Below are 14,375 nucleotides of genomic sequence, written 5' to 3'. Positions count from 1 at the left end.
GGGACGGGCGGCGGGCGCGGCGGCCTCCGCGGCGCGCGGGCGGTGCCGCCGCCGCGGGCGGCGTATTCGTATCAAGGCACTCCCCGGCGAAAGCCGGGACCCCGGCCGGATCCCGGCATCCGCATGCTAACCGCCTACGGGTAGACTTCCGCCCGGTCGACGGACACGAACGCCGCGCCCGAGTCCGGGTTTCTAGCGAAGAGTTCAACGCTGCACAACCCGCCGCGCCACCCGCGTCCGGGCCGCCCGGGACGTGGCCAGGTGCCACAGCAGCGCCACCCCGGCGACCCCCGCCGCCACCGGCCCCAGCCCCGCCGGGCCCAGCCCGAACCACTCCTGCACCAGCCCGCCCAGCCCGCCGCCGAGCGCCATCCCGGCGTACAGGGCCGAGGAGTTGAGCCCGAGCAGAACGGGGGCGGCGGCCGGGCCGAGTGCGACGAGGCGGTGCTGCTGCGGTACGACGACGAGGCCGACGGCCACGCCCCAGACCGCCGCCCAGACCAGCGCGGGTATCAGCGCGCGCGTGGCCGGCGGCGTCAGCGCCAGCGCGAGGACGGCGAGCGCGAGCGCCCCGGTGAGCACGCGGGCGGGGTCGCGGCGGTCGACCAGCCGCCCCGCGGCGGTGTTCCCGGCCAGCACGCCGACGCCCCAGGCCAGCAGGACCAGCGTCAGCAGCGACTCGTCGCCGTCCGTGGCGTCGTGCAGCGCGGGCGCGATGTAGGTGTAGAGCGTGTACGTACCGAGGAAGGCCAGCGTGGTGACGGCCAGCAGCACCGGCACCCGGCCGCCCCCGCCCCGCACCAGCGGGCGCAGCCGGTCGCCGAGCGACGCGGCGGGCAGCCGCACCGCGGGCAGCCCGACGGCGACGCCGACCGCCGCCACCAGCCCGGTCCCGGCGACCGCCCAGAGCGTGACCTGCCAGTCGGCGCGGCCGATCAGCGTGCCGAGCGGCAGCCCGAGCGCGGTCGCCAGCGTCAGCCCGCCCAGCACGAACGCGAGCGCCCGGCCGCGCCGCTCGGGCGGCACGATCGCGGCGGCGGTGCTGGAGGCGGCGGAGTTGATGACGCCGGCGCCCACGGCGGTGACGACGCGGGCGGCCATGGCGGTCCCGTAGCCGGTGGCCAGGGCGGTGGCGGCGTTGCCGACGACGAAGACGCCGAGCGCGATCAGCAGCGTCGTCCGCCGGTCGAGGCCGCCGGTGAGCGCCCCGAAGACCGGCGCGGACACGGCCATCGTGAGGGCGAAGACCGTCACGAGCTGCCCGGCCGCGGGCGTGGACACCCCGAGGTCGGCGGCGATGGCGGGGAGGAGGCCGGCGATGACGTAGCTGTCGGTGCCGACGGCGAAGGTGGCGAGGGCGAGGGGGAGGAGCTGTCTGGTCACGGGACGGCACTGTAGAGAACACATGGATAGTTGTCCATGTATCAATGCGTGGGTAGGCTGGGGCAGGTGCGGAAGGAGCGGGGAAGACGATGCGCGAGGTGACCCAGCCCACGGCCGAGTCGCTCCGGATGGTGGACGTGCTGCGTGCGCTCGCCGACCCGGTGCGGCTGGAGGTCGTGCTACGGCTGGCGGCGACCGGCGAGGAGAGCTGCAACGCCATCGGCGGCGACCTCGACGTGCACCAGACGACGATGTCGCACCACTACCGGGTGCTGCGCGAGGCGGGCGTCACGTGGACGACGGTCCAGGGCCGGACCCGGCTGGTCCGGCTGCGCCGGCAGGACCTGGACGAACGGTTCCCGGGCCTGCTCGACTCAGTACTGAACGGCGCCTCCCACCCCCCGCCGAAACCCGCCTGACCCACGCCGCGCCGCACCCGTCACCTCCCCCGGCGTGCGCCCCCCGCCACGCACCGGCGGCGGGTCGGCTGGCTTGCTCCGGTTACGCCGTCGCCCTCGCCAGGGTGGCGCCCTGAAGGCCGAAGGTCGCCGTCTGCCCGTGCGCGAAGGCGGGGCTGTAGCGGACGGGAGAAGTCGGGCGACACCACCGCCAGGCGGAACCACCGGTCCGCACCGGACAGACCGGACGGTCCCCGGCCCCGGCCGACGAGGCCCGGAGGGATGGGTTCAGAACTGCCGGGCGAAGGCGACGAAGTCGACCCAGGCGTCGGGGGTGAAGGTGAGCTGGGGGCCGCTCTTGTCCTTGGAGTCGCGGACGTGGATGGTGTCGGGGCAGGCGGCGACCTCGACACAGTTGTCGCCGGAGCCGCTGCTGTGACTGGACTTGCGCCAGGCGACGGCGACTTCAATGCAGTCGCCAGAGCTGGTGCTGCTGTAGCTGGACTTGAACCAGGCCAGGTCGGAGGTGCTCATAGATCTCCTCGCATCCGCTGCAGCAGGCTCACGGAGTCCTCGGGGGTGAGAGCCTGCGCGCACATCCTGGCATACCGCCGCTGGAGCACGCTGACCACTTTCTGGTCAATGATCAGTTGGCCGCTCTCCTGCCCTTCACCGTACGCATACCACTGGTTCTCAGCGGTCTCCAGCAGCACGAGAGGACCGTGCAACCCACAGTGCGCCACCGGCGGCATCACTTGGATCTGAACATTCCGCAGCTCAGCGATCCCCGTGATGTGGCCGATCAGGTCGCGTGCAACCTCTGTATCGCCCATGCGGCGTTGAAACAGGTGCTCATCAAGGATGAAGCTAAACGCCGTGTTCGGCCGCTCCCGCAGAAGCCGCTGTCGCGCCGACCGCGCTTCCCATCGGGCGTCAATCTGCTCGTCGCCCAGGGGCGGAAGCTCAATCTCGAAAAGTTTCCGCGCGTACGCCTCCGTCTGTAACAACCCCGGGATCAGCCGACACTCGTACGTATAGAGACTGATCGCCTCCCGCTCCAGCTTCGCCAACTCCCGGAACCACCGCGCCAGCCCCGGCTTGCGCACCACGTGCTTCGCCGACTTCCGCAGCGCACCCGTGTCCCCGAGCGCGGGCTCCGCCCGCTCCACGAAGCCCGGCGGCGGCATCCGCCGCCCGCCCTCAACCGACGCCACCGTGTGCTTCGAGTACCGCACGACGTCCCCGAGCTGCTCCCGGGTCAACCCCGCGTGTTCTCGCAACGCTTGGAGCGTCGCGCCGAAGGTCCGCATGCTTTCCGAGGGCTCCGGCTCACTCCCGCAACTCCCCGCGCCGCTCACATCCCCGACCATCAGCGGCCACCTCCCACTCACCCGGCCCGCCTTGAACACTCAGCACTGCGATAATCACTTACAGTAACCAATACTGTCCATCACGTCACTGCGTACAGTCAGACGCGTACGCGCCTCAGCCCACACGCACCCCGCGATGAACGGCCCACGCCTCGGCTGCCGCAACCATCGCGCCAAGCCAGGCGGCGTCGGGTTTGCGGGCCGCGAACGCGCGGTCCATGCGTACGGTGGCGGCGGCGAAGGCGTCGAGGGCCGTAGGGTCGGCCTCCCTCCATGCCGTACAGCGGGAGACCCAGGATGCGGCCGACTCAGCGCTGTGCCCTGCTGAGACGAGTTGGACGGCGAGCATGGCGGGATCGATGAACGCCGCCCCGCGGGTGGGCCACGCCCAGTCGACCACCCAGACCCGCTCGGCGCCGATATGCAGGTTGCTCGGGTTGATATCGGTGTGCAGCAACGCGTCCCCCCGGAACAGCTCCGCCTCGCCCGGATCGGCGGTGAACCGGTCCCAGCGGGTTTCCGCCCACTCGCGGGCGACCTCCGGCAGACCCAACTCCCCAAGGCGATCCACGGCACCCACGACCGCGGGCAGGTCCGCCGAACCCGGGGCGAAGTCCGCCGGCCGCCCGTCCACGGCCTCGAAGCCGAGAACGACCCAGTCCTCGTCCTCTGCCCGCCACCGCACAGCCGGGGAGACGTCCCGGACGTACGGGTTGATCAGCCCCTCCCGGATGATCGAATCCCGTCGGCCGCCAGGCCGATTGCGCATCGCCTTGACGAAGAACGGCCCCTTCTCACACTCGACCAGGACTGTAACGTCCGAATCGAACCCACGCCGGGTGGGCCGGCATCCAGCTTTCAGCTCACCTGTGTAGCGGTGGATCAGCGGCCGAAACCCAGGGCTGGGAAAGCTGTCTGTCATGGACGTCAGTACACATCACGCCGGGAGCATCCAGGACGGCCCTGACGGTTCGCCGATCCATACGGTCTGGATGCCATCACCCGTGACGGTCATGCCGAACTCTTCCTGTCCGGGAGCACCCGCCTGCTGCCAGGCGGTGATGCCGGTCTCGACCTGATCCCACAGGTGCAGCGGCCCGTGTTGGTGCACCCGCCAGCCGTCGCCGTGAGGTTCCGTCCACGCCTGGGAGCCCGTTGCGGTGTCCACCAGGGTGACGCCGTCGCCGGTGGTCGTCATCTCGGCAGACGGAGCCGCGAGTTGGGCGACGAAGCGGCCGGTCCAGCTCTGGGTCAGCGCCGGGTCCATCGCGGTCTGACGGGTCTGGCCCGCGTGGCGGAAGAACTTCGGCCGGGGCGGTGGCCGGTGCGGGCGGGCGAGCATGTAGGAGACGGTCTCGCCGGTGAAGCGCCCGGTTGCCGTGTCCTCGTCGGCGTCGTCGGCGGAGGTGAGGCTGACCAGCCCGGAGGCGTGCATCCAGCCGCCGAGGGCGAACGTGAGGCTGCCGGTGTCGGTCAGCTGCCACAGCAGCGGCGGCGGCACGCTGCGCAGCGCGCAGGTGGCGACGATGCGGTCGTATTCGGCACCGGCGGGGTGGCCGGCGAGGCCGTCGCCGACGATCAGGCGGGGATGGCATCCGGCGCCGTGGAGTCGCTCGGCGGCGAGCGCGGCGATGCCCGGGTCGTACTCGACGGAGTACACCTGCGCGTCGCCGAGCCGGCGGGACAGGAGCGCGGTGGAGTAGCCGGTGCCGGTGCCGACCTCCAGCACCTTGTGTCCTTCGGTGATGCCGGCCAGTTCCAGCATCCGCACGACCAGCGAGGGCAGCGTGCTGGACGACGTCGGGCTGCCGGAGACAGATCCGGTCGCGTGGGCGGCGTCGATGCCGTCGACCTGGGTCACCAGCGTGGCGTCCCGATAGACCAGCCGCAGCCAGTCCTCTGGGGCGAGCCCGTCACGATGCACCGGCTCCCACGCGGTGCCGGTCGGACGGAAGAAGGCCGTACCGAGGAACGAGTCCCGGGGGACGGCCGCGACGGCATCCAGCCACGCGGGGTCGTGCGGACCACCCGCGGCTGCGATCGTCTCGGCAAGTTCTTCGCGCAGTCCCTGAGCGGTGAGGGTCATGACCGTTCCTGTCCCTGGTACTGGAGGTGATCGGCTAGGGCATAGGTGAGGAGCCTGGTGATAGGAGCGGGGAAGAACGCCCACTGCCCGTTCGGGTTGCATTCGTAGAACCAGAATCGACCGTGCGCGTCCAACCCGAAGTCGAAGGCTCCGAAGGCCAGTCCGAAGGTGTCCAGATATGCGCGTACCCCCGTGGTCACCGCGCCAGGGGTGTCGATGAGCGTGTAAGTCAGGTTCTCGTAGTGACGGCGCCAGTCCACCCCGGGGGAACCATCGATCCGCACCGCGAAGAGCCGGTCTCCCACCGCGGTCAGCCGGACGTCCGCGATCTTGTCCACGCGTCGTTGAAACAGGTGGGCGGTGGCGGCCACACCATCGCCGATGGCCTCAGCCGGGGCATCTGCTACCCAGACGGCCAGCGCCCGGCCAGCGGCATCGTGGTACTCGGATTCGCGCAGCGGCTTGTAGAGCACCGGATGATACTCACAGGCGAAGGCGCGGGCGCGGAGTGGATCGTTGGTGATCAGCGTAGGCGGGACGTTGAGGCCGCAGGCGGCGGCGGTGGCGAGTTGAGCGGGCTTGTACTCGGCGTCACGGTTGCGCCAGGGATGATTCACGTAGCGGGCGGCGGGCAGGGCCGCCAGCACACCGCCGAGCCCGTAGCGGGCCTGAGCGACCGCCCAGCGGGCGTCCTGCCCGGCCGCGCACTCCGGGGCGGAATAGGGGCGTGGGCGCCGCCAGTACACAGACCGCACCCGGCCCAGATCCAGTCGGCGGCTCGGGGTGGACAGTGTGCCTGCCAGGCCGTCACTGCCGAACTCGGCGTTCATGGCCACGCGTTCGGGAAAGTCACCGGGGTCCACGCGAGCCACCGGCACCCGTCGCCGGTTCAGCTCCGTGATCACCTCGTCGGCGCTGGCGTCGTCGAGACGGGTGGCGACCAGCACCGTCGCGCCCCCGCGCGGCGTGGGCGGCATCAGTCGCTGTCGCCTTCCTGATCGCTGCCCTGGTCCGTGTTGCCGTCCAAGCTCGTTCGCGTGGACGTCTCCCTGGAGGTCTCTGAGCGCTTGTGCCGGTCCATCGCCGGCACCGGCGTGCCGCCCGCGTCGCTCCAACGGCCGGTCTGCGTGTCAGGGTCAAGGACGATCTCGACCGCGGGCAGCACGGCTGTGGCCGGGTACGGACGCATGCGGGTCAGTCCCCACGGGCGGATGTCGGTCTCGCCAGGCATGACGGGCTTCTCCTCAGCAGAGGCGGCAGGAACAAGGCTGTGCGTTGAGCACTCACCCATCATCACGGGGAGTGACTAATACTGTCCACACCACCGCCGCGTACCGTTCGGCGCGTACACGCATCCGCCCTGGCCAACCGCCCGTTTCCGGGGCCAGATTCGGGGCATGACCGCAACCCCCACGCCGCCCCCGCCCGTCACCGTACGTGTGTTCACCCAGCTCTTCAGCTCTACCCCGCTGGGTGCCCGGCTGGCGCGCCACCGTACGGTCGTCCAGCTCCACGCCTGGGCTGTCCCGCAGACCGCCACCGTCCGCGACGCAGCCGCCGTCGTCGCGGAACTGGCGGCGAACGCGGTGACCCACGGGCGCGTGCCGGGGCGGGACTTCGAGCTGCGGCTCACGCTCCTCGGGAGCGCCGTGCGGATCGAGGTGTCCGACGCCCTGGGGTGGCGGTGGCCGCCCGGTCCTGGGCAGGTGGGCGCGGTGCCCGTACCGGACGGCGAGTCGGGCCGTGGGCTGCTGCTCGTCGGCGAGTTGGCCGACCGGTGGGCGGTGCTGGACCGGGTGCCGGTCGGCAAGACGGTCCGCGCGGAGCTGGACCTGCCCGGCCAGGCCGTTGCTCTCGGATCATCTCGCTGATCAGACGGTGATCACACCACCGCCCGCCACTGGACATCAGTTGTGGGCGATCACGAGGAGTTCGCCGTCTCCGTCGCCGACCGGTTCCCGGTTCCAGCCGCCGTAGATGTGCCCGACCTGGAAACCCGCGGTGTGCAGCGCCGCGCGGATCTCCTGCTCCGTCCGAAATCGCAGTGTCGCGGTGCTCTGCCGGTGCTCGTGGCCGGGGAAGATGTAGTGCTGGGTGAAGGAGACCGCGCCGTCGATGACGCTGGTGACTTCGGTCCAGGCCGTGCCCACGGTCCCGTCCGCCAGCTCGAACCGTCTGTGTGAGTCGATCGGGTTCCACGCCTCCCAGCCCCGTGCCGCAGGGTCCCGCGTGTCGAAGGCCAGGCGCCCGCCCGCCACGAGGGCGCGCCTCAGGTCGGCGAGAGCACGGTCGAACTCTTCATCCGTGACGAAGAACTGGGCGACGTGGCTCGTCATGACCGCGACGTCGAACACCGCGTCGGGCAGGTCCGCCGAGGTTCCCTCCACCCAGGTCACCCGTGCGGAGCCGGGTTTGGCGCGGGCCGCCTGGAGCGAGGCACGGGCCGGGTCGACGCCGGTGACCGCGTGGCCGGCCGCGGCCAGGCCCAGAGCCAGCCGCCCCGTACCGCAGCCCAGGTCGAGCACCCTCCCTCCCGGGGTCTCACCGGCCACGCCGAGGAAGAAGTCGTCCTCACGTGTCCACGGGCACTCGGCGTCGTAGACGGCCACCAGCAGGGGATCACGGAACTCGCCATGCAGCACCAGCGGATGCTAACCCGTGGGGCTGCGGGCGTTGTGCAGCCGTGATGTGCCACGGGCAACCCTGGCCGGGTCTGCCTGGTCACATCGGTATGTCGCGTCTGCCTATGCTCCTTGCCTTCCCCCGCGTGGTCCGCCACCTGCGTTCCGTCGGCGCCTCGCTGCCGCCGGTGACCCAGCTGAGCGTCGACCGCCCCGATCCCGTGCTGCGGCCGGTGCTGGCCGCGGCGTGGGACGGGAACCACGCCCCGGCCCGTGAACTGCTCGCCGACACCCGCCGGCGCCGGGCGTGGGAGCGGCGCGGCGAGTGCGTGGGCAGGCTCGCCGAGGTCGCCCTGGCCCGGCCCCGGTGGTTGCGGGCCTGGCGGGCGGAGGACGGCGACGACCCGGACGCCGCGCTCGTCGCGGCGGAGCTGGAGATCTGCCTCGCCTGGGAGGCGCGTACCAGCGCGCGTGCCCAGCACGTCTCCCGCAAGCAGTTCGAAATCTTCTTCCGGACCCTGCACCAGGCCGTCCCGGTCATCGAGAAGGCGGTGGAACTCAACCCCGGCGATCCGGTGCCCTGGAGTGTCGCCCTGCACCACGCCCGCGGCATCCAGGCGCCCCGGCGGGACTTCGACGAGCTGTTGCTGCACGTCATGGACTGCGACCCCGACCACTACGGCTGCCACTCCAGCGCCCTGCAGTACCTCTGCGCGAAGTGGTACGGCTCGCACGAGGAGATGTTCGACTTCGCCGAGACGGCGGCGGCCCGTGCCCGGCCGGGGCGGCTGCTGGCCGCGCTGCCGATCGAGGCGGTGACGGAGTACCTCACCGAACACCCCGGCCGCCGCGGCCCCGTGCCCCGGCAGCGGGTGAACGCGGCCGTGGACCGCACGCTGGAGGTCTGCGCCGGGTACGAGGCGGGCGACCGGGACGCCGCCCGTATCCGCAACCACCTCGCCCTGGCGCTGGTGCGGTGCGGGCGGTGGGAGGAGGCGCTGCGGCAGTTCGAGCTGATCGGCACGGACGTGCGGGAGTTCCCGTGGGCGTATCTGGACGGGGAGACCGAGGTGCGCGCGTTTGTGGACGCGCGGGAGAACGCCCGCGTCCAGGTGGCCAGGACGGTGCCGTTCTTCTCCCGCTACCTCCCCGCGGCCTGAGCCTGCCGGCACCCGCCGGCACACCTCGGCACCCGCCTCAGCCGACGGGTGCCGTCTCGTCGCCCGTGTCCTTGTCGCCGGCGGTCCCCTCGCCTCGCTCCCGCTCGCGGGGGTGCCGCCGCGCTCGGCGGTTGCGGAGGAGAGGTGCGGTGAGGAGCGCGGCGGCGAGGAGGATGGCGAAGGCGACGGCGAGCGCGGTGGTGTAGCCGTGTACGGTGCCCGCGGCCGGCGTTGCCCGGGGGTGTGCGGCCAGGTACGAGACGGCGGCGCTGGCCGCGAGGGTGTTGAGCAGGGCGGTGCCGAGGGCGGCGCCGAGCTGTTGGGCCGCATTGTACGCCGCGGAGGCGGCCCCGATGTCCTGCCGGTGCATGTCGGCGGTCGCCAGGCTGGCGGTCGGCGGCATGACGAGACCGAGGCCGAGGCCGGTGAGGACGAGTGCGGGCAGCAGGTAGAGCCAGAAGACGTCCGTGCTTTCGGGCGTCAGCCGGGTCAGCAGCAGCATCCCGCCGGCCGCGGCGAGCAGCCCGGGCAGGATCAGCGCCGCCGGGGTGACGCGGCCGTGCAGCCGTCCGGCGATGAGGGTCGAGGCGAGGAGCGCGGCGAGGGCGTTGAGGAGCAGGGTCAGGCCGGCCTCGACGGGCGAGTAGCCCAGGACGGTCTGGGTGTATTGACTTGCACCTCGGGCTGAAGCCCGAGGATTCTGGCCTTCCGTTCCGTTGCCGTGTCGCTACGCGGCACGGGCTTGGGTCGGGAATCCATGGCTTCCTGTTTCTTCGCGCTGTGCCAGAACGGGTTCTGGTCTTATCGGCGCTCCACAGGCCGATACCGCCAGTCCGGCGGCCGTCTTCACGTTGATCGCGGCATTGACATCCCGGTCGTGGACCGCGCCGCAGGCGGCACACGTCCACTCCCGGACATCGAGGGGCTTGGGTCCGTCCTGGACGCCACAGGTGGAACAGATCTGGGAGGTCGGCTCGAACCGGCCGATCTTCACCAGGGTGCGTCCGTACCGCTCCGCCTTGTACTGGAGCATGTTGATGAACGATGACCATCCGGCGTCGTGCACGGACCTGGCCAGCCTGGTGCGTGCCAATCCCACCACGGACAGGTCTTCCACGGCGATCCCTTGGTTCTCGCAGATCAGCTGGGTGGAGAGCTGGTGGTGGAACTCGTGGCGCGCGTCGCTGACCCTGGCGTGGGCGCGGGCAATCTTGCGGCGGGCCTTCTCCCGGTTTTTGGATCCCTTCTGTGTGCGGGACAGTTCCCGCTGGGCCTTCTTCAGCTTCTTCTCCGCGCGGCGCAGGAACCTGGGGGAGTCGATCTTCGTGCCGTCGGACAGGACGGCGAAATGCGTCAGGCCCAGGTCGATGCCGATGGCCTGGTCGGTGTCGGGCATCCGGGCGGCATCGATGGCGGGGTCGGTGTCGATGACGAAGGAGGCGAAGAACCTGCCGGCCGCGTCCTTGATGACGGTGACCGACGTGGGGGTGGCGGGCAGGGCACGGGACCACTTCACCTTCACCGGACCGATCTTCGGCAGGTTCAGCCGGCCGCTATCGGTGATGTTCCAGCGGGCATTGGCGGTGAACCGGATCGACTGCCGGGTGTCCTTGCGGGACTTCAAGCGCGGGGCGCCCACCTTGGCGCCCTTGCGGGTGCCCTTGAGGGAGGCGAAGAAGTTGCGATATGCGGTCTCGACGTCGCGCAGGGACTGCTGCAGGACGACCGCGGAGACCTCACCCAGCCAGGAGCGTGAGGTGGTCTGCTTCGCTTGGGTGATCAGGCGGGTGGACAGCTCGCCGATCTTCGGGAACGGCTGCTGGGCCTTGCGGGCGTCTTCGCGGGCACGCACCGCGTCGTTGAACACGACGCGGGCGCACCCGAATGCCTGCGCCAACGCCTGCTGCTGACCGGAGTTCGGGTACAGCCTGAAGGCGTACCGGAGCTGCATGACCGTCACGATACATACGTCGGTTATGGGCGAGATGCAGAAGATCAGAACTGGTCGGCACTGTGCTTTCGTGATGCAAGTGCATGTGGTCTTCGTGACCAAGTTCCGGCACAGAGCGTGCACCCATGCCCACTTGAGGCGCATGGAGGAGATCATGCGATCCGTCTGCACGGACTTCGAGTGCGAGCTGGTGGAATTCATCGGCGAGGACAACCACGTCCACCTCTTGGTGAACTTCCCGCCCAAGGTCGCCGTGACCAAGCTGGGCAACTCCCTCAAGGGCGTCTCCTCACGCCGCCTGCGCCAGGAGTTTCCCGACCTCGTACGCCACTACTGGCGGGCCAACAAGCTGTGGTCCGGCTCCTCCTTCGCCGGAACCGTCGGCACCGCCCCGCTCACCGTGGTCAGGCACTACATCGAGCAGCAGAACTGGCCGGTATGAGCGTTCCCCGGCTCCCGCATCGTCGAGGCGGCCGTGGCCGTACTGGACGAGGAAGGGATCGAGCGGCTCACCATGCGGCGGCTCGCGGACCGGCTCGACGTCGTCGCACCGTCGCTCTACTGGCACGTCGACACCAAGGACGACGTGATCGACCTCGCCGTCGACGCCATCTTCGGGGAGGTCCCGCCGCAGCCGGGCACCGGCCGCGCCGAGCACTGGCGCGACGACGTCACCGCGGTCCTGGCCTGCTGGCGGACCGCGCTGCTGCGCCACCCCTGGGCCGCCGCCGTGCCGGCGCGCCGGCGGCCCGCCATCGGACCGCACTTCCTCGCCCAGATGGAGATCCTCCAGGCGACGCTCGCCCGCGCCGGCTTCACCGGCCCCGGCCTCTCGGCGTCGACCTGGGCGCTCTACAACCACGTGCTGGGCTCCGCCTCGGCGCAGACCGCCCTGCACGTCACCGACGAGGAGCGCCGCCTGGGGCAGGAGCAGCTGCAGGCGGCCGGGGACCGGTACCCGACCCTGGCCGCGAACGGCTACCTCTACGACGACGACTGGGACGGCAGCTACCGCGCCGGGCTGGCCTACCTCCTCGACGGCCTGGCAGCACAGCTCTGACCGGCGGGCACCCTGTACGGCAGGATCGACCAGCCGATCGTCAAGCTGGGCCCGTTGACCATCGGCACCGGCGTCCCCCTCTTCGGCCGCACGGCCGCCTTCGACCCGCTCCTCTGGCACCTCACAGACCACGTCGTCCTGGACAGCGGGGCAGCCTTCTTCACCTACACCCGCTCACGTGATCAATAGACGGGTCGCTTGCCGGCGGAACGGCCGCCGGCCACGGGGCGTGTTTGCCGTAACGGCAACAGATCTCGCGGTCGGTGGGCCCGGCTGTCCACACTGGCAGCCGGCCACCGCCGAGAGGAGAGCCACCATGGCGACCGCCGCATCCCGCCGCCGGGACACCCCGCCGCCCCGTACCGGAAGCACCGAGGCCGAGACGCTCCGCGGGTTCCTCGACTATCTGCGGACCTCGATCGCCGCGAAGGTCGAGGGCGCCCCGGAACCGCAGGTGCGGACGGCGGGAGTGCCGTCGGGTACGAACCTGCTGGGCCTGCTCCACCACCTCACGCACGTGGAGCGCGCGATGTTCCTCGGGGACCAGGTGACCGACTGGCAGGCGACGTTCCGGGCCCCGGCGGAGGACTCCGCGGCCGCCGTCGTCGCCCGCTACCGGGGGGCGGTGGCGGCGGCGAACGAGGTCCTCGACGGGTGCGACGACCTCGGTGCGCCGGTCCCCCGCCCGCGGCCGGGGAAGCCGGCACCGAGCGTCAGGTGGGCGCTGACGCACATGATCGAGGAGACGGGCCGCCACGCCGGCCACGCGGACATCCTCCGCGAACAGCTGGACGGCGCCACCGGCCGCTGACCGGGGCGGCAGGGCGGGGGCGGTAGGCGGCGGAGCGTCCCGGCCCGTTTCGAACAGCGTCGCCGGGTCGCGGCCGCCGGGGGGCGGTCGCTTCAGTGCAGTTGGTGGCGGACCCAGACGTTCGGTTCCACGTACACCGCCCAGTTCCGGTCCGGTTCGCAGCGGACCGGGGCGAGGGCGCCGGGGACGTCGGTCCAGCCCTCCGAGTCGAAGGGGAGGCCCGTCCACGTACGCCACTCGGCGAGCGTGCCGGCGATGACCATCGACGCCGGGGCCACCGGGTCGGGGGTGGCGAGGGTGCCGCCGGCGCGGACGTGGACGCGGAGCCAGGGGTCGTGCGGGAGGCCGTCGGCGCGGGTGCGGGCGGCGTACTCGGGCATCGGGGTGTGCGGCTCGCGGTGCTTGGCGCTGGGGCGTACGGGGGCGACGACCTCGGTGAAGCCGCGGTCCGCGGCGGCGGACCGCATCGCGCCGAGCATGACGGCGGACAGCCCGCGGCCCTGCGCTCCGGCGTCGACGGCGATCTCGATGGCGCTGACGGTGTCCGGCTCGACGCCGTACCGCCGGTCGTGGAACGCCCAGACGAGGACCTGGTCCCAGCCGCGGCCCGGCAGCGTGCCGTCGCGGCCCGCGCCGCGCAGCGCGAACGGCACGGCGAACGCGCGGGCGACCACCGCGCCGGAGTCGTCGGTGCCGACGTGCACGTGCTCCGGGAAGGCCGCGCAGATGCGCTCGTGCAGGGCGTTGGCGACGTGGTCCTGGGTCATGAACTCCGGCCAGGAGTCGGCCATGTCCCAGAGCCGGGCGCGAAGTTCCGGGCGTTCGGCGAGACTGGTGACGCGGATCGGCTCCATGCGGCGGAGTGTAGCGAGGCGGGGGTGCCCGGCGGTGGGCCGCGGAGGGGGCGCGGCGGTAAGGGCGCGGCGGCCGGGCCGCGGTGGCGGGCTTGCGGGGCGGTGCGTATGGGACGGCCCGCGCGCCCCGCACACGGCCCACGCCCGTACGGACGGAAGACGCTGCGCGCCGCCCCTCCCCCGCCGCCTCACCCCTTGCCGATGCCCAGCGTGTTCTCCGCCGGCAGCAATCCCGACCCCAGCACCTTCAGCCACGGCCCGCCCAGCAGCTCCGCCAGCCGCTCCGCGCCGTCCGCGCCGATCGCGCGCCACGGGGCCGTCGCCAGCTCGTCCGTGCGCCGCTCCACCTCGGCGCGCAGCTCCCGGCCGGCGTCCGTGGCGGTGCCGTCCTCCGTGACCAGCCCGCGGGCGGCGAGCCGGGACCGGGCGGCGGCCCACTCGGCGCCACTCCAGCCGCGGCTGGCGAAGGTCTCCTCGTCGGCCGCGCCGACGGCCGCGAAGGACACCAGTGACTCGACGGCGTCCAGGTCCGCGGCGAGCAGCGCCGCGAGATGGCCGTCGCCGCGGTGTTCGCGGAGGACGGTCGCGGCGTGCCACAGCTGCAGGTGCGGCGGCTCGGGCCAGGGCAGCGCGGCGTTGGCCGCGGCCGGCGGGCGGCCGGCGGTGTGCGCGGCGTCGGCG

Annotated in this window: 18 protein-coding genes and 1 pseudogene; 7 read left to right on the top strand and 12 right to left on the bottom strand. The window is 71.9% G+C overall.

The features are described 5' to 3' along the window. Positions 1-204: 204 nt before the first annotated feature. Positions 205-1,383: an MFS transporter gene (locus ABD317_RS24235; RefSeq protein ID WP_344292025.1), complete on the bottom strand. Its 1,179-nt coding sequence runs from the start codon at positions 1,381-1,383 to the stop codon at positions 205-207. A gap of 89 nt (positions 1,384-1,472) precedes the next feature. Here ABD317_RS24235 and ABD317_RS24230 point away from each other — a divergent pair, with 89 nt between their 5' ends. After that, the gene (locus ABD317_RS24230; protein ID WP_344292024.1) at positions 1,473-1,802 is read left to right on the top strand and encodes an ArsR/SmtB family transcription factor; all 330 of its coding nucleotides are present in this window, start codon (positions 1,473-1,475) and stop codon (positions 1,800-1,802) included. Between the two features lie 267 nt (positions 1,803-2,069). On the opposite strand, the gene ABD317_RS24225 is transcribed toward ABD317_RS24230, so the two are convergent. From ABD317_RS24225 to tgmA, 6 genes are all read right to left on the bottom strand, one after another. Next, complete coding sequence (locus ABD317_RS24225) at positions 2,070-2,315, bottom strand: DUF397 domain-containing protein (RefSeq protein ID WP_344292023.1); 246 nt, start codon at positions 2,313-2,315, stop codon at positions 2,070-2,072. Next, the gene (locus ABD317_RS24220; protein ID WP_344292022.1) at positions 2,312-3,151 is read right to left on the bottom strand and encodes a helix-turn-helix domain-containing protein; all 840 of its coding nucleotides are present in this window, start codon (positions 3,149-3,151) and stop codon (positions 2,312-2,314) included. The genes ABD317_RS24225 and ABD317_RS24220 overlap by 4 nt, the downstream gene beginning before the upstream one ends. A 115-nt stretch (positions 3,152-3,266) precedes the next feature. After that, the gene (locus ABD317_RS24215; protein WP_344292021.1) at positions 3,267-4,073 is read right to left on the bottom strand and encodes a hypothetical protein; all 807 of its coding nucleotides are present in this window, start codon (positions 4,071-4,073) and stop codon (positions 3,267-3,269) included. A gap of 15 nt (positions 4,074-4,088) precedes the next feature. Continuing rightward, positions 4,089-5,237 (bottom strand): ATP-grasp peptide maturase system methyltransferase, encoded by a 1,149-nt coding sequence (tgmC, locus tag ABD317_RS24210; protein ID WP_344292020.1) that lies wholly within the window; start codon positions 5,235-5,237, stop codon positions 4,089-4,091. Beyond that, complete coding sequence (gene tgmB / locus ABD317_RS24205) at positions 5,234-6,214, bottom strand: ATP-grasp ribosomal peptide maturase (RefSeq protein WP_344292019.1); 981 nt, start codon at positions 6,212-6,214, stop codon at positions 5,234-5,236. Before tgmB ends, tgmC begins: the two co-directional genes overlap by 4 nt. Next, positions 6,214-6,468: a putative ATP-grasp-modified RiPP gene (gene tgmA / locus ABD317_RS24200; protein ID WP_344292018.1), complete on the bottom strand. Its 255-nt coding sequence runs from the start codon at positions 6,466-6,468 to the stop codon at positions 6,214-6,216. The genes tgmB and tgmA overlap by 1 nt, the downstream gene beginning before the upstream one ends. Positions 6,469-6,634: 166 nt before the next feature. On the opposite strand from tgmA, the gene ABD317_RS24195 reads away from it, so the two are divergent. Continuing rightward, complete coding sequence (locus ABD317_RS24195) at positions 6,635-7,108, top strand: ATP-binding protein (protein ID WP_344292016.1); 474 nt, start codon at positions 6,635-6,637, stop codon at positions 7,106-7,108. 36 nt (positions 7,109-7,144) lie between these two features. Here ABD317_RS24195 and ABD317_RS24190 read toward each other — a convergent pair whose 3' ends face one another. Beyond that, positions 7,145-7,879 (bottom strand): class I SAM-dependent methyltransferase, encoded by a 735-nt coding sequence (locus ABD317_RS24190; RefSeq protein ID WP_344292015.1) that lies wholly within the window; start codon positions 7,877-7,879, stop codon positions 7,145-7,147. A 104-nt stretch (positions 7,880-7,983) separates the two neighbouring features. Between ABD317_RS24190 and ABD317_RS24185 the strand changes: the two genes are divergently transcribed. Then, complete coding sequence (locus ABD317_RS24185) at positions 7,984-9,018, top strand: hypothetical protein (protein ID WP_037783635.1); 1,035 nt, start codon at positions 7,984-7,986, stop codon at positions 9,016-9,018. A 37-nt stretch (positions 9,019-9,055) separates the two neighbouring features. On the opposite strand, the pseudogene ABD317_RS24180 reads toward ABD317_RS24185, so the two are convergent. After that, positions 9,056-9,676: pseudogene (locus ABD317_RS24180) on the bottom strand (MFS transporter); the annotation flags it as partial. 69 nt (positions 9,677-9,745) lie between these two features. Beyond that, positions 9,746-10,969 carry an RNA-guided endonuclease InsQ/TnpB family protein gene (locus tag ABD317_RS24175; protein WP_344292014.1) on the bottom strand — a complete coding sequence of 408 codons (1,224 nt, stop codon included), beginning with the start codon at positions 10,967-10,969 and terminating at the stop codon, positions 9,746-9,748. Between the two features lie 25 nt (positions 10,970-10,994). Between ABD317_RS24175 and tnpA the strand changes: the two genes are divergently transcribed. The 4 genes from tnpA to ABD317_RS24155 all read left to right on the top strand — a co-directional run bounded on the left by tnpA (position 10,995) and on the right by ABD317_RS24155 (position 12,840). Continuing rightward, complete coding sequence (gene tnpA, locus ABD317_RS24170; protein WP_344292013.1) at positions 10,995-11,411, top strand: IS200/IS605 family transposase; 417 nt, start codon at positions 10,995-10,997, stop codon at positions 11,409-11,411. Between the two features lie 18 nt (positions 11,412-11,429). Continuing rightward, a complete protein-coding gene (locus tag ABD317_RS24165) occupies positions 11,430-12,029 on the top strand; it encodes a TetR/AcrR family transcriptional regulator C-terminal domain-containing protein (RefSeq protein ID WP_344292026.1) in 600 nt (199 codons plus the stop codon). Positions 12,030-12,083: 54 nt separating this feature from the next. Continuing rightward, complete coding sequence (locus ABD317_RS24160) at positions 12,084-12,218, top strand: hypothetical protein (protein WP_344292012.1); 135 nt, start codon at positions 12,084-12,086, stop codon at positions 12,216-12,218. Positions 12,219-12,345: 127 nt separating this feature from the next. After that, complete coding sequence (locus tag ABD317_RS24155) at positions 12,346-12,840, top strand: mycothiol transferase (protein ID WP_027756319.1); 495 nt, start codon at positions 12,346-12,348, stop codon at positions 12,838-12,840. 92 nt (positions 12,841-12,932) lie between these two features. Here the strand turns inward: ABD317_RS24155 and ABD317_RS24150 are convergent, their stop codons facing one another. Next, on the bottom strand, positions 12,933-13,694 hold the full coding sequence (locus tag ABD317_RS24150; RefSeq protein WP_344292011.1) for an N-acetyltransferase: 762 nt from the start codon (positions 13,692-13,694) through the stop codon (positions 12,933-12,935). Positions 13,695-13,882: 188 nt separating this feature from the next. Further along, positions 13,883-14,375: SCO6745 family protein (locus ABD317_RS24145; RefSeq protein ID WP_425582421.1), on the bottom strand; the 493-nt coding region annotated here is incomplete at its 5' end.

It is taken from the genome of Streptomyces synnematoformans (genome assembly GCF_039531005.1).
GTDB classification, from domain to species: Bacteria; Actinomycetota; Actinomycetes; order Streptomycetales; family Streptomycetaceae; genus Streptomyces; species Streptomyces synnematoformans.
This window is presented reverse-complemented; position numbering and strand designations above follow the sequence as displayed.